Genomic DNA, 23,985 nt, shown 5'->3' with positions numbered 1-23,985 from the left:
TGATCGATCAGGCCGCGTCGCGGCGCGACCGGGGCTGCGAGCTCTCGCCGCCGCCTTCGTTCATCCGCTTGTCCTGTGCCATCGGATCGTGCTCGAGGATCTCGCCCTTGAAGATCCAGACCTTCACGCCGCAGGTGCCGAAGGTGGTGAACGCGGTGGCCACACCGTAGTCGATGTCGGCGCGCAGCGTGTGCAGCGGCACCCTGCCCTCACGATACCACTCCATGCGGGCGATTTCCGCGCCGCCCAGACGACCCGAGCAGTTGATGCGGATGCCCTCGGCGCCGAGACGCATCGCCGACTGCACGGCGCGCTTCATGGCGCGGCGGAACGCAACGCGACGCTCGAGCTGCTGCGCGATCGATTCGGCGACCAGCGTGGCATCGAGCTCCGGCTTGCGGATCTCGACGATGTTGATGACGACGTCCGACGAGGTGATGTCGGCGACGCGCTTGCGCAGCTTGTCGATGTCGGCGCCCTTCTTGCCGATCACGACGCCCGGACGTGCCGAGTGGATCGTGACGCGGCACTTCTTGTGCGGACGCTCGATCACGATGCGGGCAACGGCCGCCTGCTTGAGCTCCTTGTGCAGGATCTCACGGATCTTGACGTCTTCATGCAGCAGCTTGCCGTACTCGGCCTTGCCGGCGAACCAGCGCGAATCCCAGGTCCGGTTGATGCCGAGACGCAGACCGATCGGATTGATCTTTTGACCCATCGTATTCTCCCAGCGCCTGCTTTAAGCGCTCGCCTCGACCTGACGCACAATGATCGTCAGCTGCGAAAACGGTTTGAAAACTCGGCCCGAACGGCCACGGCCGCGCGGCGAGAAACGCTTCATCACGATTCCCTTGCCGACGAAAGCCTGCGAGACGACGAGATCGTCGACCTCGAGCTCGTGATTGTTCTCGGCATTGGCGATCGCCGATTCCAGGCACTTCTTGACGTCGACCGCAATCCGCTTGCGCGAGAACTGCAGGTCGGCGAGGGCGGCCGACGCCTTGCGGCCGCGGATCATCTGCGCCACCAGGTTCAGCTTCTGCGGGCTCACCCGAAGCATCCGGGCCACAGCCTTGGCCTCGTTTTCGGGGAGGCTCCGTTCGCGCTTTGGTTTGCTCATCGCTTAATCCTCAAGCCTTCTTGGCTTTCTTATCGCCCGAATGGCCGTGGAAGGTGCGGGTCGGCGAGAACTCGCCGAACTTGTGGCCGACCATCTCTTCGTTGATCGCCACCGGCACGTGCTTCTGGCCGTTGTAGACGCCGAACGTCAGGCCGACGAACTGCGGCAGGATGGTCGAGCGGCGGCTCCAGATCTTGATGACGTCGTGACGGCCGGACGCGCGCGCCGCATCTGCCTTCTTGAGCAGCGACGCCTCGACGAACGGGCCTTTCCAGACTGAACGAACCATGTCCGTCGTTCCTTACTTCTTCCGCTTGTGGCGGCTCAAGAGAATGAATTTATCGGTCGACTTGTTGGTGCGGGTCTTCTTGCCCTTGGTAGGCTTGCCCCACGGAGTGACCGGGTGACGACCGCCCGAGGTACGGCCTTCGCCGCCGCCGTGCGGATGGTCGATCGGGTTCATCGCGACACCGCGGTTGTGGGGCCTGCGGCCCATCCAACGCTTGCGGCCGGCCTTGCCGATCGAGGTGTTCATGTGGTCCGGGTTCGACACCGCACCGATGGTGCCGCGGCAGCGGCCATGCACCAGGCGCTGCTCGCCCGAGTTCAGGCGGACGATCACGTAGTCCTGGTCGCGGCCGACGATCTGGGCGTAGGTGCCGGCCGAACGCGCGAGCTGGCCGCCCTTCCCGATCTTGACCTCGATGTTGTGCACGATCGTGCCGACCGGCATGTTGCCCAGCGGCATGACGTTGCCCGGCTTCACGTCGACATAGTTGCCGGCGACGATGGTGTCACCGACCGCCAGGCGCTGCGGCGCCAGGATGTAGGCGAGCTCGCCGTCCTGATACTTGACCAGGGCGATGAAGGCGGTCCGGTTCGGATCATACTCCAGGCGCTCGACGGTCGCGGGAACGTCGACCTTGTCGCGCTTGAAGTCTACCGTGCGGTACGACTGCTTGTGGCCGCCGCCGAGGAAGCGAACCGTGATGCGGCCGGTGTTGTTGCGACCGCCGCTCGACTGCTTGCCTTCGGTCAGCGCCTTGACCGGCTTGCCCTTGTACAGGGCCGAACGATCGACCATCACCAGCTGGCGCTGGCCGGGCGTCGTGGGATTGAATGTCTTCAGTGCCATGGCAGCTCAGCCTTACAGTCCGGTGGTCACGTCGATACGGTGGCCCTCTTCGAGGGTCACGATCGCGCGCTTGCTGTCCGATTGCGAACCGAAATTGCCGCGGAACACCTTGGTCTTGCCCTTGCGGACGAGCGTGTTGACGCTCTTGACCTTGACGTCGAACAGCTTCTCGATCGCTTCCTTGATCTGCGGCTTGGTCGCCTTTGCGGCCACCTTGAACAGAACCTTGTTGTGCTCCGAGGCGAACGTCGCCTTCTCGGTCACGACCGGCGCGATGATGATGTCGTAGTGGCGCGGATCGATGGTCTTCATTTGAAGCGCGCCTCCAGCGCATCGATCGCCGCCTTGGTCAGCACGAGCTTCTGACGGCGCAGGATGTCGTAGACGTTGATGCCCTGGATCGGCAGCACGTCCAGGTTCGGGATGTTGCGGGCCGCAGCGGCGAAGCCGTTGTGCAGCTCGGCGCCGTCGATGATCAGCGCGTTGGTCAGGCCGAGACCCGAGAAGTGGCCGATCAGCGCCTTGGTCTTCGCCGCCTCGAGGGTGGCGTTCTCCAAGACGACCAGATCACCGTCCTTGGCCTTGGCCGACAGCGCATGCTTCAGAGCGAGCGCACGGACCTTCTTCGGCAGGTCGGTCGCATGCGAGCGCACGACCGGACCGAAGGCGCGGCCGCCGCCACGGAACTGCGGCACGCGAGCCGAGCCGTGACGAGCACCGCCGGTGCCCTTCTGCTTGTACATCTTCTTGCCGGTGCGCCAGATCTCGGCGCGCCCCTTGGCCTTGTGAGTGCCGGCCTGGCGCTTGTTCAGCTGCCACTGGACGCAACGCTGAATGATGTCAGCGCGCGGCTCCAGACCGAAGATGGCGTCGGACAGCTGGACGGAGCCGGCTTCCTTGCCCTCGAGGGTGGTGACTTTCAGTTCCATTTATGCGCCCTCCTGCACGGCCGGCGCTTCGGCAGCCTGCTCACCCGCGACCTTGAACTTGCCGGGCTTCGGCGCTTCCTTCGGCAGCGGCTTCTTGACGGCGTCCCGCACCGAGATCCATCCGCCCTTGGAGCCGGGCACTGCGCCTTCCACCAGGATCAGGCCGCGCTCGACGTCCGTCTGCACCACACGCAGGTTCAGCGTGGTGATGCGATCGACGCCCATGTGACCGGGCATCTTCTTGTTCTTCCAGGTCTTGCCGGGGTCCTGACGACCACCGGTCGAACCGATCGAACGATGCGAGATCGACACACCGTGCGTGGCGCGAAGACCGCCGAAGTTCCAGCGCTTCATGCCGCCGGCGAAGCCCTTACCGACCGAGGTGCCGGTAACGTCGACGAACTGGCCGACGACGAAGTGGTCGGCCTGGATCTCGGCGCCGACCGGGATCAGCGAATCCTCGCTGACACGGAATTCGGCGAGCTTGCGCTTCGGCTCGACCTTGGCGACCGCGAACTGGCCGCGCTCCGCCTTCGGCATGTAGACCGTCTTGCGGCTGCCGCTGCCGAGCTGCAGCGCGACATAGCCGTTCTTCTCGGTGGTGCGGTGACCGACCACCTGGCAATTGCCGAGCTTCAGCACGGTCACGGGGATATGTTCGCCGGTCTCCGTGAAGACCCGCGTCATCCCGACCTTTTGTGCGATCACTCCGGAGCGCATCGGCGTGCTTCCTGTTCTTATCTATGTCCGCGATGGGGCGAACGTGAATCCAAAAACTTAGAGCTTGATCTCGACGTCGACGCCGGCGGCCAGGTCGAGCTTCATGAGAGCATCGACGGTCTGCGGGGTCGGATCGACGATGTCGAGCAGGCGCTTGTGGGTACGCATCTCGAACTGCTCGCGGCTCTTCTTGTCGACGTGCGGCGAACGGTTCACGGTGAACTTCTCGATGCGGGTCGGCAGCGGAATGGGTCCGCGAACCTGCGCGCCGGTCCGTTTCGCCGTGTTGACGATCTCGCGCGTCGACGTATCGAGGATACGATGGTCAAACGCCTTGAGACGGATGCGGATATTTTGGCCGTTCATTGCCGTATCTTTCTTTGAGTAGTGAGTGGCGAGTAGCGAACGGCGAATGGATATCTCCATTCGCCACCCGCCATTCCCTATTCGCTGTTGTTACTCGATGATCGAGGCGACGACGCCGGCGCCGACGGTGCGGCCGCCCTCGCGGATGGCGAAGCGCAGCTTCTCCTCCATCGCGATCGGCACGATCAGGTGCACTTCCATCGCGATGTTGTCGCCCGGCATCACCATCTCGGTGCCTTCCGGCAGGTGAACGACGCCGGTCACGTCGGTCGTGCGGAAGTAGAACTGCGGACGATAGTTGGTGAAGAACGGAGTGTGACGGCCGCCCTCTTCCTTGGTGAGGATGTACGCCTCAGCCTTGAACTTGGTGTGCGGCTTGACCGAACCCGGCTTGCACAGCACCTGGCCGCGCTCGACGTCCTCGCGCTTGGTGCCGCGGAGCAGCGCACCGATGTTGTCGCCCGCCTGGCCCTGATCGAGCAGCTTGCGGAACATTTCAACGCCGGTGACGGTGGTCTTCTGGGTCGGACGGATGCCGACGATCTCGATTTCCTCACCGACCTTGATGATGCCGCGCTCGACACGGCCGGTCACGACGGTGCCGCGGCCCGAGATCGAGAACACGTCTTCGACCGGCATCAGGAAGGGCTGATCGATCGGACGCTCCGGCTGCGGAATGTACTCGTCGACATTGCGCATCAGCTCGAGGATGGCGTCGTGGCCGAGCTTCTTGTCCGAATCTTCCAGAGCGGCGAGCGCCGAGCCCTTGATGATCGGGATCTTGTCGCCCGGGAACTCGTACTTCGAGAGCAGCTCGCGGACCTCGAGCTCGACGAGCTCGAGCAGCTCCGGATCGTCGACCATGTCGCACTTGTTGAGGAACACGACCAGCGCCGGCACGCCGACCTGGCGGGCGAGCAGGATGTGCTCGCGGGTCTGCGGCATCGGGCCGTCAGCAGCCGACACGACCAGGATCGCGCCGTCCATCTGCGCGGCGCCGGTGATCATGTTCTTCACGTAGTCGGCGTGGCCGGGGCAATCGACGTGCGCGTAGTGGCGGTTCTTGGTCTCGTACTCGACGTGAGCGGTCGAGATGGTGATGCCGCGAGCCTTCTCTTCCGGCGCCTTGTCGATCTGGTCGTAGGCAGTGAACGTCGCACCGCCCGTCTCGGCCAGGATCTTGGTGATTGCAGCCGTCAGCGAGGTCTTGCCGTGGTCGACGTGACCGATGGTGCCGATGTTGCAGTGGGGCTTGTTACGTTCAAACTTAGCTTTGGCCATTTGACTCTCCGTTCAGTCGCTAACTTGAGCTAACGACAATCAGGCAAACTTCTTCTGGACTTCGGCCGACACGTTGGCCGGCGCTTCAGCGTAGTGCGAGAACTGCATCGTGAAGGTCGCGCGGCCCTGGCTCATGGAGCGCAGGTTGTTCACGTAACCGAACATGTTCATGAGCGGCACCATCGCGTTGATGACGTTGGCATTGCCGCGCATGTCCTGGCCCTGGATCTGGCCACGACGCGAGTTCAGGTCGCCGATGACCGAGCCGGTGTAGTCTTCCGGGGTCACCACCTCGACCTTCATGATCGGCTCGAGCAGAACCGACTTGCCCTTCTGCAGCGCCTCGCGGAAAGCCGCGCGAGAGGCGATTTCGAAGGCCAGCGCCGACGAGTCGACGTCGTGATACTTGCCGTCGACCAGCGCCACCTTGACGTCGACCACCGGGAAGCCGGCGACAACGCCCGCGCCGAGCACGCTCTCGATGCCCTTTTCGACGCCGGGGATGTATTCCTTCGGAACCGCACCGCCGACGATCTTGGACTCGAACACGTAGCCGCCGCCCGGCTCGTTCGGCTCGACCACGAGGCTCACGGCCGCGAACTGGCCCGTGCCACCGGTCTGCTTCTTGTGGGTGTAGTCCACATTTGCCGGCTTGGTGATACGCTCACGGAACGCCACCTGCGGCGCGCCGATGTTCGCATCGACCTTGTAGGTGCGCTTGAGGATGTCGACCTTGATGTCGAGATGGAGCTCGCCCATCCCCTTGAGGATGGTCTGCCCCGACTCGTGATCGGTCGACACGCGGAAGGACGGATCCTCCGCGGCCAGCTTCGCCAGCGCGACGCCGAGCTTCTCCTGGTCGGCCTTCGACTTCGGCTCGATCGCGATCTCGATGACCGGCTCCGGGAATTCCATCTTTTCCAGGATCACCTGGTTGGACGGATCGCACAGCGTATCACCGGTGCGGGCTTCCTTGAGGCCAGCGAGGGCGACGATGTCGCCGGCATAGGCTTCCTTGATGTCCTCGCGGTTGTTCGCATGCATCAGCAGCATGCGGCCGATGCGCTCCTTCTTCTCGCGGGTCGAGTTCACGACGCCGGTGCCCGAGGTCAGGATGCCCGAATAGATGCGGCAGAAGGTGATCGTGCCGACGAATGGGTCGTCCATGATCTTGAACGCCAGCAGCGCCAGGGGCTCCTTGTCGTCCGCCTTGCGCACGACCTCGTTGCCCTTGTCGTCGGTGCCCTTGATCGCGGGAACGTCGAGCGGCGACGGCAGATAATCGACGACGGCGTCCAGCAGCGGCTGCACGCCCTTGTTCTTGAAGGCCGAGCCGCACAGCACCGGATAGAACGCGCCGGTCAGCACCGCCTTGCGGATCAGGCGCTTCAGGGTCGCCTCGTCCGGCTCCTTGCCGTCCAGGAACGCGGTGAGCGCGTCGTCGTCGAGCTCGACGGCGGCTTCCACCAGCTTCTCGCGATATTCCTTGGCCTGATCGGCCAGATCAGCCGGGATCTCGGCGTAGTCGAACTTCGCGCCGAGCGCCTCGTCGTTCCAGACGATCGCCTTCATGGTCACGAGGTCGATGCAGCCCTTGAAGTTGTTCTCAGCACCGATCGGCAGCTGGATCGCAACCGGCTTCGCGCCCAGGCGGTCGACGATGTCGGCCAGGCACTTGAAGAAGTCGGCGCCGGTCTTGTCCATCTTGTTGGCGAAGACGATGCGCGGCACCTTGTACTTGTCGCCCTGGCGCCAGACGGTCTCGGTCTGCGGCTCGACGCCCTGGTTGGAGTCGAGCACGCACACGGCGCCGTCGAGCACGCGAAGCGAACGCTCGACCTCGATGGTGAAGTCGACATGGCCAGGGGTGTCGATGATGTTCAGGCGCTTGCCGTTCCAGAACGCGGTGGTGGCAGCCGAGGTGATCGTGATGCCACGCTCCTGCTCCTGCTCCATCCAGTCCATCGTCGCGGCACCTTCGTGCACTTCGCCGATCTTGTGGCTCTTGCCGGTGTAATAGAGGATGCGCTCGGTCGTCGTGGTCTTACCGGCGTCGATATGCGCCATGATACCGAAGTTACGGTAGTCCTCGATGGCATGTTGGCGGGGCATGAAGGTGTTCCCTGATTTCCGTTCGGGCCGCTGTTACCAGCGGTAGTGCGAGAAGGCGCGGTTGGCTTCCGCCATCCGGTGCACGTCTTCACGCTTCTTCACGGCGTTACCCCGATTGTTCGAGGCGTCGAGCAGCTCCGCCGAAAGCCGCTCAGTCATCGTCTTCTCGTTGCGGTCGCGCGCGGCCGAGATCAGCCAGCGGATGCCCAGCGCCTGCCGGCGGGTCGAACGAACCTCGACCGGCACCTGGTAGGTCGCGCCGCCGACGCGGCGGGAGCGGACCTCGATGGTCGGCATGACGTTTTCGAGGGCCTGCTCGAACACCGTCAGCGGGCTCTGCTTGGTCTTGGCCTCGATGATGCCGAACGCGCCGTAGACGATACCTTCGGCGACCGACTTCTTGCCGGCGTACATCACCGAGTTCATGAACTTGGTGACGATGATGTTCCCGAACTTCGGATCCGGAAGCACTTCACGCTTTTCGGCTGAATGGCGACGCGACATGTGATCTTGTTCCCGCTTCTCTCGAACGTCTTACTTCGGACGCTTCGCGCCGTACTTCGAACGGCGCTGCTTACGGTTCTTGACGCCCTGGGTATCCAGCACGCCGCGGAGGATGTGGTAGCGCACGCCCGGCAAGTCCTTGACGCGGCCGCCGCGGATCATGACCACCGAGTGCTCCTGCAGGTTATGGCCTTCACCCGGGATGTAGCCGATCACCTCGAAGCCGTTGGTCAGGCGCACCTTGGCGACCTTACGAAGCGCCGAGTTCGGCTTCTTCGGGGTCGTGGTGTAGACGCGCGTGCAAACGCCACGCTTCTGCGGCGACTGCTGCAGCGCCGGCACCTTCTTGCGCGACTTCTGCACTTCGCGCGGATTTGCGATCAGCTGGTTGATCGTCGGCATCTTGGCCTTCACCCTTCTCAACGTTCGCACGGAGACCGCGACCGGCTTCCGCAAATTCTGTTCGAGGTTCCCCGCCTCACCGGGCCGTTTCGCGCGATCAAAACCCGCGCAAAACGAAATCGCGCCAACCGTTCATCGCTGAACGGAAAGCGCTTGACGCCACAGAGGACCGCGATCACCACCAAACAGCTTGCGCTGGCGGGCGGCCTACCGAGGTCATGCATCCGAAATTGGTCTCCAGAGAACGAGCTCGAGAGATCTAATATCGTTTTGGCATTGCCTAGCTATGATCGACAGCGTTTGAGCGGCATTCGTCGAGGGTGGTGCCCGTCCCGCCCTGTTCCGGGTGGTCTGGGTGATCCGTACCGACGCTGGCGAAGCTCACCGCCTGTCGTTGAGTGCCGGCCTTTTATAAGCGGTAAATATCCAAGTCAAGCAAAACGACGCCGCAGGACGCGCAAAGAAGCGCTTCTGGCCGCTGCAGTTTCCGCTCCGACCGCGCCCCTACATCCTAAGGTATCTGTAGACCGCAGAGCCCTGCCCGCGCCGGCCCAGCCCCTCTCCAACCCAGGGACATATCCAGAGACATTGAAGATAAGGCTTTTTTTGGCTTTGGCCGACAAGGATGGCGCCCACGACGAGGCGCCCCGTGACAGACTATACCGATATTGCGATCATTGGCGGCGGCTTGGCCGGCTCGATCACGGCCGCCATGCTCGGGCGTGCCGGCATCCCGGCGATTCTGGTCGATCCCCACGCGATCTCCCCGCCCGACTTTCGAATCGAGAAGATCTCCGGTGCCGGGCAGATCGGCCGATTCCGTCGCACCGGGATCGCCGACAAGGCGTTAACCCAAGCCACCCTGACCCCGGAGAACTGGATCGCCCGATTCGGCTACGTGCTCGAACGGGCTCCGGTCCCGCAATACGGCATCCTTTACGACACGCTGGTGACGGCCGTGCGCGACGAGATCCGCGGCCGCGTGACGCGAATCGTCGCCAAGGCCGTGGCGATCACGCCAGGCGAGGATCGCCAGTCGGTCGTGCTGTCCAACGGGCAGACGATCTCCGCCCGTCTCGTCGTGCTCGCCAACGGGCTGAACGTTGGGCTGCGGCACATGCTGGGAATCACCCGCAAGATCACCAGCCCCGCCCATTCGATCTCGATCGGGTTCGACCTGACGCCGGCCGGCCGCGCCGCCTTCCCGTTCCCGGCCATGACCTACTTCCAGGAGCGGGCCGACGCGCGGGTGCCCTACATCACCCTGTTCCCGATCGGCGAGCGCATGCGGGCGAACCTGTTCGCCTATCGCGAGGTGGACGACCCCTGGCTGCGGGCGATCCGGCGCGCCCCGGTCGAAACGCTGATGGCCGCCCTGCCCGGCCTGCGGCGGATCACCGGCCCGTACGCCGTGAGGGGGGAAGTGAAGGTCCGCCCCGCCGACCTCACCATCAACACTGGATACCGCATGCCGGGCGTCGTGCTCATCGGCGATGCCTTCTGCACCACCTGCCCCGTCACCGGCACCGGCTCCGACAAGGTGTTCACCGACGTCGAGCGCCTCTGCAACGTCCACATTCCGCGCTGGCTGGCGACTGACGGCATGGGCGAGGCCAAGATCGCGGCCTTCTATGCCGACCCGGTCAAGATCGCCTGCGATGCGTGGTCGCTCGACAAGGCCTGGAATTTCCGATCGGTCTCGATCGGGGCCAGCCCCTATTGGCAGGCACAACGCTGGGCGCGCTTTGCGGTCTCGCTCGGCCGCGGGATTCAGCAGCGGCTGACGAAGACCAATGCGCCGCTCAACGTCTATTCCTCGTCATCGTCATCATCCTCCTCGTCGTCGTCATCCTCCTCATCATCGCTGTCGTCGTCGGCCTGATCGAGCCGGCTCGGCTGATGGCCCTGGTCGTCCCAGAGCTTGCGATAGGTCCCATTCTTCGCCAGGAGCTCGGCGTGGCTACCGCGCTCGATCGCCCGGCCGCCGGAGATGACGATGATCTCGTCCATCTCGACCACCGAGGTCAGGCGGTGGGTCGACCAGATCATGGTACGGCCCTTGGCGACCTTCAGCAGGGTGCGGTTGATCGCGGCTTCCGTGGTCTGGTCCAGCGCCGAGGTCGCCTCGTCGAGCAGCAGCACGGACGGGTTGCGGATGATGGCGCGGGCGATCGCGATGCGCTGGCGCTGGCCACCGGACAGCGTGTCGCCGCGCTCACCGACGATGGTGTCGTATTTCTGCGGCAGGCTCATGATGTAGCGGTGGATCTCGGCCTTCTTGGCCGCCTCCTCCACCTCCGCGTCGGTGGCGCCCTCCTTGCCGAGCCGGATGTTTTCCCGCAGCGACATGTTGAACAGCATGTTCTCCTGGAACACCACGGCCATGCTGCCGCGCAACGAATCGCGCGTCACCTTGCGGATGTCGACGCCGTCGATGGTGACGCGGCCTTCATCGGGGACGTAGAGCCGCAGGATCAGGTTGAGCAGCGTGCTCTTGCCCGAGCCCGACGGACCGACGATCGCGATCCGCTTGCCGACGTCGAGCTTGAGGCTCAGATTGTCGAGCACCGGCGTCTGGCTGCCCTCGTACTGGAAGGTCACGCGCTCGAAGGTGATGTCGTGGCTGATGCGGGGCAGATCCGGCGCGCCGGGCCGGTCGGCACCGCGGGTCGGCTCGTCCAGCAGCTCCTGCATGTGCCGGATCGCGGCCGCCGAGGAGATCGACACCGGCACGAAGTGCATGACATGGGCGATGTTGTAGGACACCTCCCAGAATGCGCTCTCGAAGGTGACGAAGGTGCCGATCGTGATCTGGCCCTTGGTGGCGAGATAGGCGCCGAGAGCGAGCACGACGAGATGCAGCAGCAGCACCGAGATCGTGACGGTGCGCTCGACCATGGTCGACAGGAACATCGCATCGGCCATCTTGCGCCGCGCCGCGTCGTTGCGGAAGCTGAACCAGCCGAAGACCTTGCGGTGCAGGCTGAAGGCCTTGATGACGGCTTGTGCCGCGATGTTCTCCTGGATCACGCCGAGCAGCGACGCTTCGTTCAGTTTCTGCTCGTAATTGGCCTGAACCGCCTTCGGAGTCAGGATGCGCGGGCCGATCAGGGTGATCGGAAACACCAGGAGCGCGATCGCAGCGAGCTGCCAGTTCAGGAACAGCATCAGAATGATGCCCGCAATCAGCTCGAGGAACGGCAGCACGGCGCTGTTGGCGAAGCTCTTCACGACGTTCTCGAACGCCGACATGTCGACCGAGAAGCGCGACAGGATCTCGCCGCGCTTGGTGCGCTGGAAATAGGCCGCCGGCAGGTTCTGCACGTGGTCGAACAGCCGGGTGCGGACATCCGAGATGACGCAGGCCGCCAGCCGCGCATCCCAGCGCTCGTAGAGCACGGCAATGATCGAGGTGACGATGCCTGCAACCGCCAGCACGCCGAGGATGCGATAGAGCGCCTCGAAATCCTCTTCGCCGAGCGCATCGTCGATCAGGAACTTGAGGCTGAGCGGCATGATGACGTTGAACAGGGTCTCGATCAGCACGCCGATCGACACGAAGGCCAGCATCTTCTTGTATTTCGCGAGCAGCGGCGAGACGAAGCCGTAGATGGTCGCGAGCGCGCCGGCGGCCTCGCGCGCGGTGTAGACGACGAGGTCTTCGTCGTCATCGTCGTCGTCGAGCTCGTCGTCCTCGTCCTCGCCGTCCTCGTCGTCATCATCGTCGGAAGGCGGCGGCGCAGGCTTGCTGGCTTGTGGCGGCTTTGAGGGCTGCGCCGGCTTTGAAGGCGGCGCCGGCTCTGGCGGCTGTGCCGGCTTGGTCGCCTCCGGCGGCGTGCCGGCCAGTAACGGCTCGGAGGGCTGCAGCGCTTCGGTGGCCGGCGGCAGGGCGGCGGCCGGTGCTTGAGTTGCCGGCGGCGATTCGGGTGTCGTTGGCGTCGCGGCGGTTCCGGAAAGCCGCTTTGCGATCTCGGCAGCGGCGCCGGCGGCAGCCGCAATTCGTTCGCCAGCGATCCGATCGTCTTCGGTCTGACCGGGCGCAGCCGAGACCGAACCGGGTTTCGAGCCTCGCTTCGAGCCTGATTTGGAGGCCGGACCCGACCCTGACTTGGACTCTGGTTTCTTGGGCGCCATGCAACCAACCGAAGCAGCGTGACCGACGACGCGCCAGCCTTGCGCGTCAGGCCTTTAACATCTGCACGGCGCCGCGGCCAGCGTCCTCAGTCTTCGTCCTCGACCTTGTCGAAGAACGAGTAACGCAGGCTGTCCGCGTCGGCGTACCATTGGCCCGGGCCTTTGTTGGCCGCGAGCGTCGCGGCCCACACCTCGTCGGTGCAGTCGCGGCGATGCATGGCAAGATCGAAGCCGTTGCCGAAGAACAGCTCCGACCACTCCCACCAGGTGCCGAGCTTCTTGACCCCGCGCAGCAGGTCGTAGCGGTCGACGAGCGCCGGAGCCATGTCCGAGGTGATCGAGCCGAACACGAGGCCGGTCTTGACGACGCGGTTCAGTTCGCGAATCGCGCGCGCAACCTGCTTGTCACCGAGGTGGCAGAGGCTGGTCTCGAACACGAAATCGAACTCGCCGGTCTTGAACGGCATGTCCGTGATCGAGCCGAGCTTGTTGTACTTCTTGAGCGCCTTCGGCGTCTTGCCGTGGATGTAGCGGTTGTTTTCGATGCCCCAGGCATCGATGCCGCGCTCGCGGAGCGCTCCCACCAGTTCACCGCTCGCGGAGCCGGCGACCAGGAGCTTGTAGCCTTTGCCCTTGCCGGCCCGGTTCCAGACGATCTTGATCAGGCTGGTCAGATAGTCCGGATCGGTGAACTGCGACCACGCTTCGCTGTACGGCCCCTGCCCGCGATAATTGTCGAAATAGTCTCGGTCGATCTTGTCCGACAGCGGCATCTCGGCCTGCGAGCGGACGCGGCGCAGCCGCATCATTTCGGTCAGGATGATGTCGGTGGCGGCGTCCGAGGAATCGAGCAGTCCGTTCAAGGTCGAATCGAACAGGTAGTCACCGACCACGACGATGCCGGGGTGCTCCTTCGGCTCAGGCCGGTGATTGGTCATGACGTCGCGTACCGGCAGACCGCCGGGCAGCGCGTTGACGGACGACAGCCAGCGATGGATCTTGCCTTCCATGAAGTGCGCGCGCGCGTCGCCGAGCGCCGCCGGGAGCGACTTCAGCGCGGCATCGATCAGTTCCTGGTCCGACAGGTTGGCGAAGGCGAGCGCATCCGAGCCTGCGATCAGCCAGTTGAGCACGCCGTGCTTGCCGACATCGTGGCGCGAGCCCTCGTTGTAGATGCAGCAGCCGCCGAACGCCTCAGACATGAACCAGGAGCCCGGAATCTTCTCGCCCCAGAACGGCTCGTCGAACAGGATCGAGACGCGCAGGTAGTGCGCGGGACGATCGAAATAGGCGATGTGCTTGATCATCGACTGGCGCAGCTTCTCGCCCTCCCAGCCGACCGTCGACAGCCAGGAATGCGGCAGGCACACCAGCACGAGATCGAACTCGCGCGTCTCCGGCCCCTTGCCGTTCATCATGTTGAGCCGGTAGCGGCCCGCCTCCGTCTTGCCGATGCGGAGCACGCGATGATTGAGCTGGATGTCGGCATCGACCTCGGAGCGCAGGCACTCGATCAGTTGCTCGTTGCCGTTCTGAATCGAGTACAGGCCGATATAGTCGTCGATATCCATCACGAAGTTCTTGAGCGCATTGAGGCCGTTGGTGTTGTGGGCCTCGGTCGCGAGGTCGGAGCGCGACATCACCTTGAAGAAGCGCTTGGCGGTGGGATCCTCGACCTCCTCATCGAGCAGCTCCTCGCAGGTCTTGTAGGCCCAGGGGTGCTCGTTGTCGTGGGCGCCGACGCCCTCGTAATATTCGACCGGCGACATCACGTCGGTGCAGCGCTTGCGGAACGCCTCGACCGCGGCAGCCGTCTTCGGCCCGTATTTGCGGCGCAGCCCCGGCACGTCGTCGAGCAGCTCGCCGTCGAGCTGGACCTGCAGCGCATCCATCGGAATCGTCTGCAGCCCGAAATGCTGGATCAGCTCGCGCAGCGGATCAGGGCCGGTCATCGAGTAGTCGTAGATTTCTGCGACACCAGCCTCGTACATCGCCGGAGCGGTATCGAACTTGCGCGTCACGATCTTGCCGCCGAGCCGGTCGGATGCCTCGTAGATCGTCACCTTGCAGAGATCGCCGAGTTTGCGCCTCAGATACCAGGCGCTCATCAGGCCACCCGGACCGCCACCAACAATCGCAAGGTCAAGCATCGAAGTTCCGCCATCTCCGGCTGTCAGCGACGTTGCCGGTCGTCCATATCAGGGGTCCTGCCACCCTCGGGGCTCGATCGGCCATAGCCTACCCGGCCCGCAGAAGGTTTGCGCCGGAGCAAATCGGCGCATCGCCACGGGAGTCGACGGAAATCAGCTCAGCGGATCTGATGCTTCCAAAAGCGCCTCTGTCCCTGAAGGGAAGATGAACAACGGGGCAGCAGCGCGGCAACAGGAGAAGAAAATGTCAAAAAAAGGCCGGCAAACGCCGGCCTTTTCTACGCGTGATGAACGCACGGCAGACCCCGACACCGTCAGGGTCATGCCGCAACCGTCCGTTACTCTGCCGGCGGCAGCGCGAGCGGCTGAGGCTCGGGCTGCGCCGGCACGATCGCCGCCTGCTTCTCGCGCTCGTCGAGAATCAGCTTGTCGCGCTTCAAGGCGACCTCGCGGATGCGGGCCATCGAGGCGCCGGTGCCGGCCGGGATCAGACGGCCGACGATGACGTTCTCCTTGAGACCCTCGAGCGGATCGATCTTGCCGTTGACCGCCGCCTCGGTGAGGACGCGGGTGGTCTCCTGGAACGAGGCCGCCGAGAAGAACGACCGGGTCTGCAGGCTCGCCTTGGTGATGCCGAGCAGAACCGGAGTGCCCGTGGCCGGCTTCTTCGCCTCCTCCACGGCCTTCGCGTTGAGCAGGTCGAACTCGATCTTGTCGACCTGTTCGCCCGAGATCATGTCGGTATCGCCCTGGTCGGTGATCTCCACCTTCTGCAGCATCTGACGGACAATCACCTCGATGTGCTTGTCGTTGATGAGCACGCCCTGCAGCCGGTAGACCTCCTGGATCTCGTTGACCAGATAGGCCGCGAGCTCCTCGATGCCCTTGATCGCCAGGATGTCGTGCGGCGCCGGGTTGCCTTCGACGATGAAGTCGCCCTTCTCGACGATGTCGCCATCCTGCAGATGGATGTGCTTGCCCTTCGGGATCAGGTACTCGCGCGGCTCCTCGGTCTTGTCGACCGGCTCGATCGAGATGCGACGCTTGTTCTTGTAGTCGCGACCGAACCGGATGGTGCCGGCGATCTCGGCGATGATCGCGGCATCCTTCGGCTTGCGCGCTTCGAACAGCTCCGCCACCCGCGGCAGACCGCCGGTGATGTCGCGCGTCTTGGCGCTTTCCGTCGAGATACGCGCCAGGATGTCGCCCGGCTTCACCGTCGAACCGACGTCCACCGACAGAATCGCGTCGACCGACAGCATGTAGCGGGCATCGCCGCCGCGGGCGAGCTTGAGCACCTTGCCGTCCTTGCCCTTGATCACGATTGCCGGACGCAGATCCGCGCCACCGCGCGTTCCACGCCAGTCGATGACCACGCGCTTGGCGATACCGGTGGATTCGTCGAGCGTTTCCGAGATCGACAGACCCTCGGTCAGATCCTCGAACCCGATCGTACCCTCGGCTTCCGTGAGGATCGGACGGGTATAAGGATCCCACTCGGCGATGCGCTGGCCGCGCTTGATCATGTCGCCGTCGTCGACATGCATGCGCGCGCCGTACTGGATGCGGTGCGTCGCACGCTCGGTGCCGTCGGGGTCGACGATCGTCACGACCATGTTGCGGACCATCGCGATCAGGTGACCCTCGCTGTTGCGGGCGATCGCCTTGTTCTTGATGACCACCTTGCCTTCGAAGTTCGATTCCACGAAGGACTGCTCGTTCAGCTGCGCCGCACCACCGATGTGGAAAGTGCGCATCGTCAGCTGGGTGCCGGGCTCACCGATCGACTGCGCGGCGATGACGCCGACGGCCTCACCGTGGTTGACCGGCGTACCGCGCGCCAGATCGCGGCCGTAGCACATCTTGCAGATGCCGTTGACCAGCTCGCAGGTCAGCGCCGAGCGGATCTTCACCTCCTGCACGCCAGCCTGCTGGATGGCGTCGATGTGGCTTTCCTCCATCAAGGTGCCGGCCTTGACCAGCACCGCGTTGGTCGCGGGATCGCGCACGTCGTCGCAGGGCACGCGGCCCAGGATGCGCGAGCCGAGCGAGGCCACGACCGTGCCGGCATCGACGATGGCGCGCATCTTGATGCCGAGATGGGTGCCGCAATCGTCCTGCGTGATGATGCAGTCCTGCGCCACGTCGACCAGACGGCGGGTCAGGTAGCCCGAGTTCGCGGTCTTCAACGCGGTGTCCGCGAGGCCCTTGCGGGCGCCGTGGGTCGAGTTGAAGTACTCGAGAACCGAGAGACCTTCCTTGAAGTTCGAGATGATCGGCGTCTCGATGATCTCACCCGACGGCTTGGCCATCAGGCCGCGCATGCCGGCGAGCTGACGCATCTGGGCCGGCGAACCGCGGGCACCGGAATGCGACATCATGTAGATCGAGTTGATGTCGGCATCCGCCCCCGTCGCCGTCTTCTTGGTGACGGAGATCTCCTTCATCATCTCCTTGGCGATCTCTTCCGAGGCCTTCGACCAGGCGTCGACGACCTTGTTGTACTTCTCGCCATGGGTGATCAGACCGTCATTGTACTGCTGCTCGAAATCCTTCGCCAGCGTACGGGTGGTGTCGACGATCTTCCACTTGCCCGCCGGCACGACCATGTCGTCCTTGCCGAACGAGATGCCCGCCTTGAAGGCGTTGTAGAAGCCGAGCGCCATGATGCGGTCGCAGAAGATCACCGTCTCCTTCTGGCCGCAGTGACGATAGACCTGATCGATCACGCCCGAGATCTCGCGCTTGGTCATCAGCTTGTTGATGACCTCGAACGTCACGCGCGGATGCTTCGGCAGCAGGTTGCCGAGCATCACGCGGCCCGCGGTGGTCTCGATCCAGCGCTTGGCGATCTTGCCTTCCTCGTTCATCCCCTCCCAGCGGTACTTGATCTTGCTGTGGAGATGGATGGCCTTGGCGTGCAGCGCATGCTCGAGCTCGGCCATGTTGCCGAACGCCATGCCCTGGCCGGGCATGCCTTCGCGCATGATCGAGACGTAGTAGAGACCGAGCACGATGTCCTGCGACGGCACGATGATCGGCTGACCATTGGCCGGATGCAGGATGTTGTTGGTCGACATCATCAGGACGCGCGCTTCCAGCTGCGCTTCGAGCGACAGCGGAACGTGCACGGCCATCTGGTCGCCGTCGAAGTCGGCGTTGAACGCCGAGCAGACCAGCGGATGCAGCTGGATCGCCTTGCCCTCGATCAGCACCGGCTCGAACGCCTGGATGCCGAGACGATGCAGGGTCGGGGCGCGGTTCAGCAGCACCGGATGCTCGCGGATGACCTCGTCCAGGATGTCCCAGACCTCGGGGCGCTCCTTCTCGACCAGCTTCTTGGCCTGCTTGACGGTCGTCGAGAGGCCCTTGGCGTCGAGCCGCGAGTAGATGAACGGCTTGAACAGCTCGAGCGCCATCTTCTTCGGCAGGCCGCACTGGTGCAGGCGCAGCTCGGGACCGACCACGATGACCGAGCGGCCGGAATAGTCGACGCGCTTGCCGAGCAGGTTCTGACGGAAGCGGCCCTGCTTGCCCTTCAGCATGTCGGCGAGCGACTTCAGCGGACGCTTGTTGGCGCCGGTGATGACGCGGCCGCGGCGGCCGTTGTCGAACAGCGCATCCACCGCCTCCTGAAGCATGCGCTTCTCGTTGCGGATGATGATGTCCGGCGCGCGCAGCTCCATCAGCCGCTTCAGGCGGTTGTTGCGGTTGATGACGCGACGGTAGAGGTCGTTGAGGTCCGAGGTCGCGAAGCGGCCGCCGTCGAGCGGCACCAGCGGCCGCAGATCCGGCGGGATCACCGGAACAACGGTCATGATCATCCATTCCGGCTTGTTGCCGGAGTGGCGGAACGCCTCGACGATCTTCAGGCGCTTGGCGAGCTTCTTGTGCTTGATGTCGGAGTCGGTCTCCTGCATCTCGGCACGCAGCGTCTGCTCGAGCTTCTCGAGCTCGAGGCCGCGCAGCAGCTCACGGATGGCCTCGGCGCCGATCATGGCGGTGAAGCTGTCCTGGCCGTATTCGTCCTGCGCCTTGAGGTACTCGTCCTCCGACAGCAGCTGACGGTCCTTGAGCGCGGTCAGACCCGGCTCGAGGACGACGTAGTATTCGAAGTACAGGATCCGCTCGAGATCCTTCAGCGTCATGTCGAGCAGCAGGCCGATGCGCGACGGCAGCGACTTCAGGAACCAGATGTGCGCGACCGGAGCGGCGAGCTCGATATGGCCCATGCGCTCGCGCCGGACACGCGACAAGGTCACCTCGACCGAGCACTTCTCGCAGATGATGCCCTTGTACTTCATCCGCTTGTACTTGCCGCACAAGCACTCGTAGTCCTTGATCGGCCCGAAGATGCGGGCGCAGAACAGGCCGTCGCGCTCGGGCTTGAAGGTACGGTAGTTGATCGTTTCCGGCTTCTTGATCTCGCCGTAGGACCAGGACAGAATCTTCTCCGGAGACGCAATCGAGATCCGGATCTGGTCGAAGACCTGAGCCGGCGTCGTCGGATTGAAGAGATTCATAATTTCTTGGTTCATCGTATTCTCCTCGCGGGCCGATCGGGGGTCGGCCGCAAATTCGAAAATCTCTCAACGGGCGCCTTGTCCTGACCCGCGGGGGAAGGCGCCGGCACCCGGCCGTCCGAGACGGCCGGGCCTGATCTCTTGACCTACTCGGCGGCTTCCGACGTCGGCGCCGGTCCGAGCTTGGAGTTGTGCAGGTCGACGTTGAGGCCGAGCGAGCGCATTTCCTTGACCAGCACGTTGAACGATTCCGGAATACCGGCCTCGAACGTGTCGTCGCCGCGCACGATCGCCTCGTAGACCTTGGTGCGGCCGGCGACGTCGTCCGACTTCACCGTCAGCATCTCCTGCAGCGTGTAGGCCGCGCCGTAGGCTTCGAGCGCCCACACCTCCATTTCGCCGAAACGCTGGCCGCCGAACTGGGCCTTGCCGCCCAGCGGCTGCTGGGTGACCAGCGAGTACGGGCCGATCGAACGCGCATGGATCTTGTCGTCGACCAGATGGTGCAGCTTCAGCATGTAGATGTAGCCGACCGTCACCTTGCGATCGAATGCATCGCCGGTGCGGCCGTCATAGACCGTCGACTGACCGGATGCGTCGAGGCCGGCGAGCTTCAACATCTCCTCGATGTCGGCCTCCTTGGCGCCGTCGAACACCGGCGTGGCGATCGGCACGCCGCGGCTCAGATTGTGACCAAGCTCGATCAACTCGTTGTCGTTGAGCGACTTGATGGTCTCGTCGTCGCCGTAGATCCGCTTCAAGGTCTCCTTCAGCGGCTTGACGTCCTGCTTCGACAGGTAGGCATCGACCGTCTGGGCGATACGCTTGCCGAGGCCGGCGCAAGCCCAGCCCAGATGGGTCTCGAGGATCTGCCCGACGTTCATGCGCGAGGGCACGCCCAGCGGGTTCAGCACGATGTCCGCATGGGTGCCGTCCTCGAGGAACGGCATGTCCTCGATCGGCACGATCTTGGACACGACGCCCTTGTTGCCGTGACGGCCGGCCATCTTGTCGCCCGGCTGGATCTTGCGCTTCACGGCGACGAAGACCTTGACCATCTTCATCACGCCGGGCGGCAGCTCGTCGCCACGCTGCAGCTTCTCGACCTTGTCGAGGAAGCGCTGTTCCAGCCCCTTCTTCGACTCGTCGTACTGCTTCCGCATGGCCTCGATCTCGGCCATCAGCTTGTCGTTCGGCGATGCGAACAGCCACCACTGCGACTTCGGATACTCGTCGAGCACCGCGCGGGTGATCTTGGTGTCCTTCTTGAAGCCCTTCGGACCGGAAATGCCCTGGCGGCCATCCAGCATGTCGGCGAGACGGCTGTAGACGTTGCGGTCCAGGATCGCCTGCTCGTCGTCGCGGTCCTTGGCCAGACGCTCGATCTCTTCCCGCTCGATCGCCAGCGCACGCTCGTCCTTGTCGACGCCGTGGCGGTTGAACACGCGGACTTCGACGATCGTGCCCTGCACGCCCGGCGGCACCCGCAGCGACGTGTCGCGGACGTCCGAGGCCTTTTCGCCGAAGATGGCGCGCAGCAGCTTCTCTTCCGGCGTCATCGGGCTCTCGCCCTTCGGCGTGATCTTGCCGACCAGGATGTCGCCGGCGCGCACTTCCGCGCCGATGTAGACGATGCCGGCTTCGTCGAGGTTCTTCAGCGCCTCTTCCGACACGTTCGGAATGTCGCGCGTGATTTCCTCCGGACCCAGCTTGGTGTCGCGGGCCATCACCTCGAATTCCTCGATGTGGATCGAGGTGAAGACGTCCTCCTTCACGATCCGCTCGGAGAGCAGGATGGAGTCCTCGAAGTTGTAGCCGTTCCACGGCATGAACGCGACCAGCACGTTGCGGCCGAGCGCGAGCTCGCCGAGATCGGTCGACGGACCGTCGGCGATGATGTCGCCCTTCTTGACGATGTCGCCGACCTTCACCAGCGGACGCTGGTTGATGCAGGTCGACTGGTTCGAACGCTGGTACTTCATCAGCCGATAGATATCGACGCCCGACTTGGTCGGATCGAGATCCTCGGTGGCGCGGATGACGACGCGGGTGGCGTCGATCTGGTCGATCACGCCCGAGCGGCGCGCCGCGATGGCGGCGCCCGAGTCACGGGCGACCACGCCTTCCATGCCGGTGCCGACGAACGGCGCCTCGGCGCGAACCAGCGGCACCGCCTGGCGCTGCATGTTCGAGCCCATCAGCGCGCGGTTGGCGTCGTCGTTCTCGAGGAACGGGATCAGCGCCGCGGCCACCGAAACCAGCTGCTTCGGCGACACGTCCATGTAGTCGACCTTGTCGGGCGTCATCGGCACGACTTCGCCGGCATGACGGCAGACCACGAGGTCCTCGGTGAAGCGGCCCTTGGCATCGAGCGGCACGTTGGCCTGCGCGACGCGGTAGCGCCCTTCCTCCATGGCGGACAGATACACCACCTCGTCGGTAACGCGGCCGTCCTTGACCTTGCGGTACGGCGTCTCGACGAAGCCATACTTGTTGACGCGGGCGAATGTCGCCAGCGAGTTGATCAGGCCGATGTTCGGACCTTCCGGCGTCTCGATCGGGCAGATGCGGCCGTAATGCGTCGGATGCACGTCGCGCACCTCGAAGCCGGCGCGCTCGCGGGTCAGACCGCCCGGTCCAAGCGCCGACAGGCGGCGCTTGTGGGTGATCTCCGACAGCGGATTGGTCTGGTCCATGAACTGCGACAGCTGCGACGAGCCGAAGAACTCGCGCACCGCGGCCGCGGCCGGCTTGGCGTTGATCAGGTCCTGCGGCATCACGGTGTCGATGTCGACGCTCGACATGCGCTCCTTGATGGCGCGCTCCATGCGCAAGAGACCGATGCGGTACTGGTTCTCCATCAGCTCGCCGACCGAGCGGACGCGGCGATTGCCGAGATGGTCGATGTCGTCGATCTCGCCCTTGCCATCGCGCAGGTCGACCAGGGTCTTGATGACCGCCAGGATGTCTTCCTTGCGCAGCGTGCGCTGGGTGTCCGGCGCATCCAGCTCGAGGCGCATGTTCATCTTGACGCGGCCGACCGCGGAGAGGTCGTAGCGCTCGGCATCGAAGAACAGCGACTGGAACATCGCCTGCGCGGAATCGAGCGTCGGCGGCTCACCCGGACGCATCACGCGGTAGATATCGAACAGCGCGTCCTCACGCGTCATGTTCTTGTCCGCCGAGAGCGTGTTGCGGATGTAGGGCCCGACATTGACGTGGTCGATGTCGAGCAGCGGCAGGTCCTTGTAGCCCTGCTCGTTCAGCACCTTGAACAGCTTGTCGGTGATCTCCTCGCCCGCCTCGGCGTAGATTTCGCCGGTCTTCGGGTTGACGAGATCCTCGGCGATGTAGTTGCCGAGCAGCTCCTCGTCCGACATGCGCAGCGCCTTCAGCCCCTTCTCCTGGAGCTGGCGGGCGGCGCGGACGGTGAGCTTCTTGCCGGCTTCGAGCACGACCTTGCCGGTGTCGGCGTCGATCAGGTCGTTGACGGTCGAATAGCCGCGGAAGCGGTTGGCGTCGAACGGAACGCGCCAGCCTTCCTTGATGCGCTTGTAGATCAGCTTCTTGTAGAAGGTCGACAGGATGGTCTCGCCGTCGAGGCCGAGCGCGAACATCAGCGACGTCACCGGCAGCTTGCGGCGACGGTCGATGCGCGCGAACACGATGTCCTTGGCGTCGAACTCGATGTCGAGCCAGGAGCCGCGATACGGGATGACGCGGGCGGCGAACAGCAGCTTGCCCGACGAATGGGTCTTGCCCTTGTCGTGGTCGAAGAACACGCCCGGCGAACGGTGCATCTGCGAGACGATGACGCGCTCGGTGCCGTTCACGATGAAGGTGCCGTTCATGGTCATGAGCGGGATGTCGCCCATGTACACGTCCTGCTCCTTGATGTCCTTGACCGACTTCGCGCCGGTCTCCTCGTCGATATCGAACACGATGAGGCGCAAGGTCACCTTGAGCGGCGCAGCGAAGGTCATGCCACGCTGACGGCACTCGTCGACGTCATATTTCGGCGGCTCGAACTCGTAGCGGACGAACTCCAGCATCGAGGTGCCGGAAAAGTCGGAGATCGGGAACACCGAGCGGAACACCGCCTGCAGGCCCTCATCCGGCCGCCCGCCCGTGGGCTCGTCCACCATCAGGAACTGGTCGTAGGACGCCTTCTGAACCTCGATGAGGTTCGGCATCTCCGCGACTTCCTTGATGTGTCCAAAGAACTTGCGAACGCGTTTGCGACCGGTGAATGTCTGCTGCGCCATCGTGGCCTCTCATTTCGTCGCCCGGAGGGGCGAACCTTCCGAAACAGCGGCTGCCACCGCCCCTTCGGGTTGAATTTCGATCCATTTCGAGGATCTGAGGCTCAAAGCCGGAACGGAAACGTCCCAGATCTGTTCTTCAGACCAGCAAAACGCAAAACGACGCGCGAGGCGCGAGGACGCACCCGCTCGTCACAACCATCTCGTCACGGACTGCAAAAGCCCGAAATTGCCTATCTCCCAGCGGCTTACGGACGGAGACGCCACTCCACCGATCAACCGGCTTTTCGTGCTGCCGACCCAATATGGGTTGACAATAATCGAGATTCGAGAGCGAAGCCCCCAAA

At 64.1% G+C, this 23,985-nt stretch carries 17 protein-coding genes; 1 reads left to right on the top strand and 16 read right to left on the bottom strand.

Features of this window, described 5'->3' with window-relative positions; all coding sequences use genetic code 11:
* Positions 1–7: 7 nt before the first annotated feature.
* The 12 genes from rpsC to rpsL all read right to left on the bottom strand — a co-directional run bounded on the left by rpsC (position 8) and on the right by rpsL (position 8,569).
* On the bottom strand, positions 8–718 hold the full coding sequence (gene rpsC, locus ACQR1H_RS03660) for a 30S ribosomal protein S3 (RefSeq protein ID WP_012045041.1): 711 nt from the start codon (positions 716–718) through the stop codon (positions 8–10).
* Between the two features lie 21 nt (positions 719–739).
* Positions 740–1,120 carry a 50S ribosomal protein L22 gene (rplV, locus tag ACQR1H_RS03655; protein WP_315714562.1) on the bottom strand — a complete coding sequence of 127 codons (381 nt, stop codon included), beginning with the start codon at positions 1,118–1,120 and terminating at the stop codon, positions 740–742.
* Positions 1,121–1,130: 10 nt separating this feature from the next.
* A complete protein-coding gene (rpsS, locus tag ACQR1H_RS03650) occupies positions 1,131–1,409 on the bottom strand; it encodes a 30S ribosomal protein S19 (protein ID WP_006611842.1) in 279 nt (92 codons plus the stop codon).
* A 12-nt stretch (positions 1,410–1,421) separates the two neighbouring features.
* On the bottom strand, positions 1,422–2,255 hold the full coding sequence (gene rplB, locus ACQR1H_RS03645; RefSeq protein ID WP_006611841.1) for a 50S ribosomal protein L2: 834 nt from the start codon (positions 2,253–2,255) through the stop codon (positions 1,422–1,424).
* A gap of 12 nt (positions 2,256–2,267) precedes the next feature.
* A complete protein-coding gene (locus tag ACQR1H_RS03640; RefSeq protein ID WP_172108066.1) occupies positions 2,268–2,567 on the bottom strand; it encodes a 50S ribosomal protein L23 in 300 nt (99 codons plus the stop codon).
* Positions 2,564–3,184 carry a 50S ribosomal protein L4 gene (rplD, locus tag ACQR1H_RS03635; RefSeq protein WP_006611839.1) on the bottom strand — a complete coding sequence of 207 codons (621 nt, stop codon included), beginning with the start codon at positions 3,182–3,184 and terminating at the stop codon, positions 2,564–2,566. The genes ACQR1H_RS03640 and rplD overlap by 4 nt, the downstream gene beginning before the upstream one ends.
* A complete protein-coding gene (gene rplC / locus ACQR1H_RS03630) occupies positions 3,185–3,904 on the bottom strand; it encodes a 50S ribosomal protein L3 (RefSeq protein WP_006611838.1) in 720 nt (239 codons plus the stop codon).
* 57 nt (positions 3,905–3,961) lie between these two features.
* Positions 3,962–4,270 (bottom strand): 30S ribosomal protein S10, encoded by a 309-nt coding sequence (gene rpsJ / locus ACQR1H_RS03625; RefSeq protein ID WP_002712302.1) that lies wholly within the window; start codon positions 4,268–4,270, stop codon positions 3,962–3,964.
* A 90-nt stretch (positions 4,271–4,360) separates the two neighbouring features.
* On the bottom strand, positions 4,361–5,551 hold the full coding sequence (tuf, locus tag ACQR1H_RS03620) for an elongation factor Tu (protein WP_006611837.1): 1,191 nt from the start codon (positions 5,549–5,551) through the stop codon (positions 4,361–4,363).
* Positions 5,552–5,590: 39 nt separating this feature from the next.
* A complete protein-coding gene (gene fusA, locus ACQR1H_RS03615; protein WP_316177107.1) occupies positions 5,591–7,663 on the bottom strand; it encodes an elongation factor G in 2,073 nt (690 codons plus the stop codon).
* Positions 7,664–7,696: 33 nt separating this feature from the next.
* Entirely contained in the window at positions 7,697–8,167 is a 471-nt protein-coding gene (rpsG, locus tag ACQR1H_RS03610; RefSeq protein ID WP_006611835.1) for a 30S ribosomal protein S7, read from the bottom strand.
* Between the two features lie 30 nt (positions 8,168–8,197).
* Positions 8,198–8,569 (bottom strand): 30S ribosomal protein S12, encoded by a 372-nt coding sequence (gene rpsL / locus ACQR1H_RS03605; protein ID WP_006611834.1) that lies wholly within the window; start codon positions 8,567–8,569, stop codon positions 8,198–8,200.
* A gap of 649 nt (positions 8,570–9,218) precedes the next feature.
* On the opposite strand from rpsL, the gene ACQR1H_RS03600 reads away from it, so the two are divergent.
* A complete protein-coding gene (locus tag ACQR1H_RS03600) occupies positions 9,219–10,451 on the top strand; it encodes an FAD-dependent oxidoreductase (protein WP_315800973.1) in 1,233 nt (410 codons plus the stop codon).
* On the opposite strand, the gene ACQR1H_RS03595 is transcribed toward ACQR1H_RS03600, so the two are convergent.
* From ACQR1H_RS03595 to rpoB, 4 genes are all read right to left on the bottom strand, one after another.
* Complete coding sequence (locus tag ACQR1H_RS03595) at positions 10,379–12,703, bottom strand: ABC transporter ATP-binding protein (RefSeq protein ID WP_434907152.1); 2,325 nt, start codon at positions 12,701–12,703, stop codon at positions 10,379–10,381. The genes ACQR1H_RS03600 and ACQR1H_RS03595 overlap by 73 nt on opposite strands.
* An 86-nt stretch (positions 12,704–12,789) precedes the next feature.
* A complete protein-coding gene (locus tag ACQR1H_RS03590; protein WP_315800975.1) occupies positions 12,790–14,853 on the bottom strand; it encodes an FAD-dependent oxidoreductase in 2,064 nt (687 codons plus the stop codon).
* A gap of 338 nt (positions 14,854–15,191) precedes the next feature.
* Positions 15,192–19,391 carry a DNA-directed RNA polymerase subunit beta' gene (rpoC, locus tag ACQR1H_RS03585; RefSeq protein WP_315800976.1) on the bottom strand — a complete coding sequence of 1,400 codons (4,200 nt, stop codon included), beginning with the start codon at positions 19,389–19,391 and terminating at the stop codon, positions 15,192–15,194.
* A gap of 131 nt (positions 19,392–19,522) precedes the next feature.
* Positions 19,523–23,641 (bottom strand): DNA-directed RNA polymerase subunit beta, encoded by a 4,119-nt coding sequence (rpoB, locus tag ACQR1H_RS03580; RefSeq protein ID WP_315800977.1) that lies wholly within the window; start codon positions 23,639–23,641, stop codon positions 19,523–19,525.
* Positions 23,642–23,985: the final 344 nt, after the last annotated feature.

The sequence above is a fragment of the Bradyrhizobium sp. HKCCYLRH2015 genome (assembly GCF_051168215.1).
GTDB lineage: Bacteria > Pseudomonadota > Alphaproteobacteria > Rhizobiales > Xanthobacteraceae > Bradyrhizobium.
The sequence above is the reverse complement of the archived record's forward strand: the minus strand, read 5'-3'. Positions and strand labels throughout refer to the sequence as shown.

Excerpts from the sequence above, each read along its gene's own strand:
- rplV (WP_315714562.1), bottom strand. The coding sequence starts at position 1,120 with ATGAGCAAACCAAAGCGCGAACGGAGCCTCCCCGAAAACGAGGCCAAG.
- ACQR1H_RS03590 (WP_315800975.1), bottom strand. The coding sequence starts at position 14,853 with ATGCTTGACCTTGCGATTGTTGGTGGCGGTCCGGGTGGCCTGATGAGC.
- ACQR1H_RS03640 (WP_172108066.1), bottom strand. The coding sequence starts at position 2,567 with ATGAAGACCATCGATCCGCGCCACTACGACATCATCATCGCGCCGGTC.
- rpsJ (WP_002712302.1), bottom strand. The coding sequence starts at position 4,270 with ATGAACGGCCAAAATATCCGCATCCGTCTCAAGGCGTTTGACCATCGT.
- rpsG (WP_006611835.1), bottom strand. The coding sequence starts at position 8,167 with ATGTCGCGTCGCCATTCAGCCGAAAAGCGTGAAGTGCTTCCGGATCCG.
- rpoC (WP_315800976.1), bottom strand. The coding sequence starts at position 19,391 with ATGAACCAAGAAATTATGAATCTCTTCAATCCGACGACGCCGGCTCAG.
- tuf (WP_006611837.1), bottom strand. The coding sequence starts at position 5,551 with ATGGCCAAAGCTAAGTTTGAACGTAACAAGCCCCACTGCAACATCGGC.
- rpsS (WP_006611842.1), bottom strand. The coding sequence starts at position 1,409 with ATGGTTCGTTCAGTCTGGAAAGGCCCGTTCGTCGAGGCGTCGCTGCTC.
- ACQR1H_RS03595 (WP_434907152.1), bottom strand. The coding sequence starts at position 12,703 with ATGGCGCCCAAGAAACCAGAGTCCAAGTCAGGGTCGGGTCCGGCCTCC.
- rpsL (WP_006611834.1), bottom strand. The coding sequence starts at position 8,569 with ATGCCGACGATCAACCAGCTGATCGCAAATCCGCGCGAAGTGCAGAAG.
- rplD (WP_006611839.1), bottom strand. The coding sequence starts at position 3,184 with ATGGAACTGAAAGTCACCACCCTCGAGGGCAAGGAAGCCGGCTCCGTC.
- rpsC (WP_012045041.1), bottom strand. The coding sequence starts at position 718 with ATGGGTCAAAAGATCAATCCGATCGGTCTGCGTCTCGGCATCAACCGG.
- fusA (WP_316177107.1), bottom strand. The coding sequence starts at position 7,663 with ATGCCCCGCCAACATGCCATCGAGGACTACCGTAACTTCGGTATCATG.
- rplC (WP_006611838.1), bottom strand. The coding sequence starts at position 3,904 with ATGCGCTCCGGAGTGATCGCACAAAAGGTCGGGATGACGCGGGTCTTC.
- rpoB (WP_315800977.1), bottom strand. The coding sequence starts at position 23,641 with ATGGCGCAGCAGACATTCACCGGTCGCAAACGCGTTCGCAAGTTCTTT.
- rplB (WP_006611841.1), bottom strand. The coding sequence starts at position 2,255 with ATGGCACTGAAGACATTCAATCCCACGACGCCCGGCCAGCGCCAGCTG.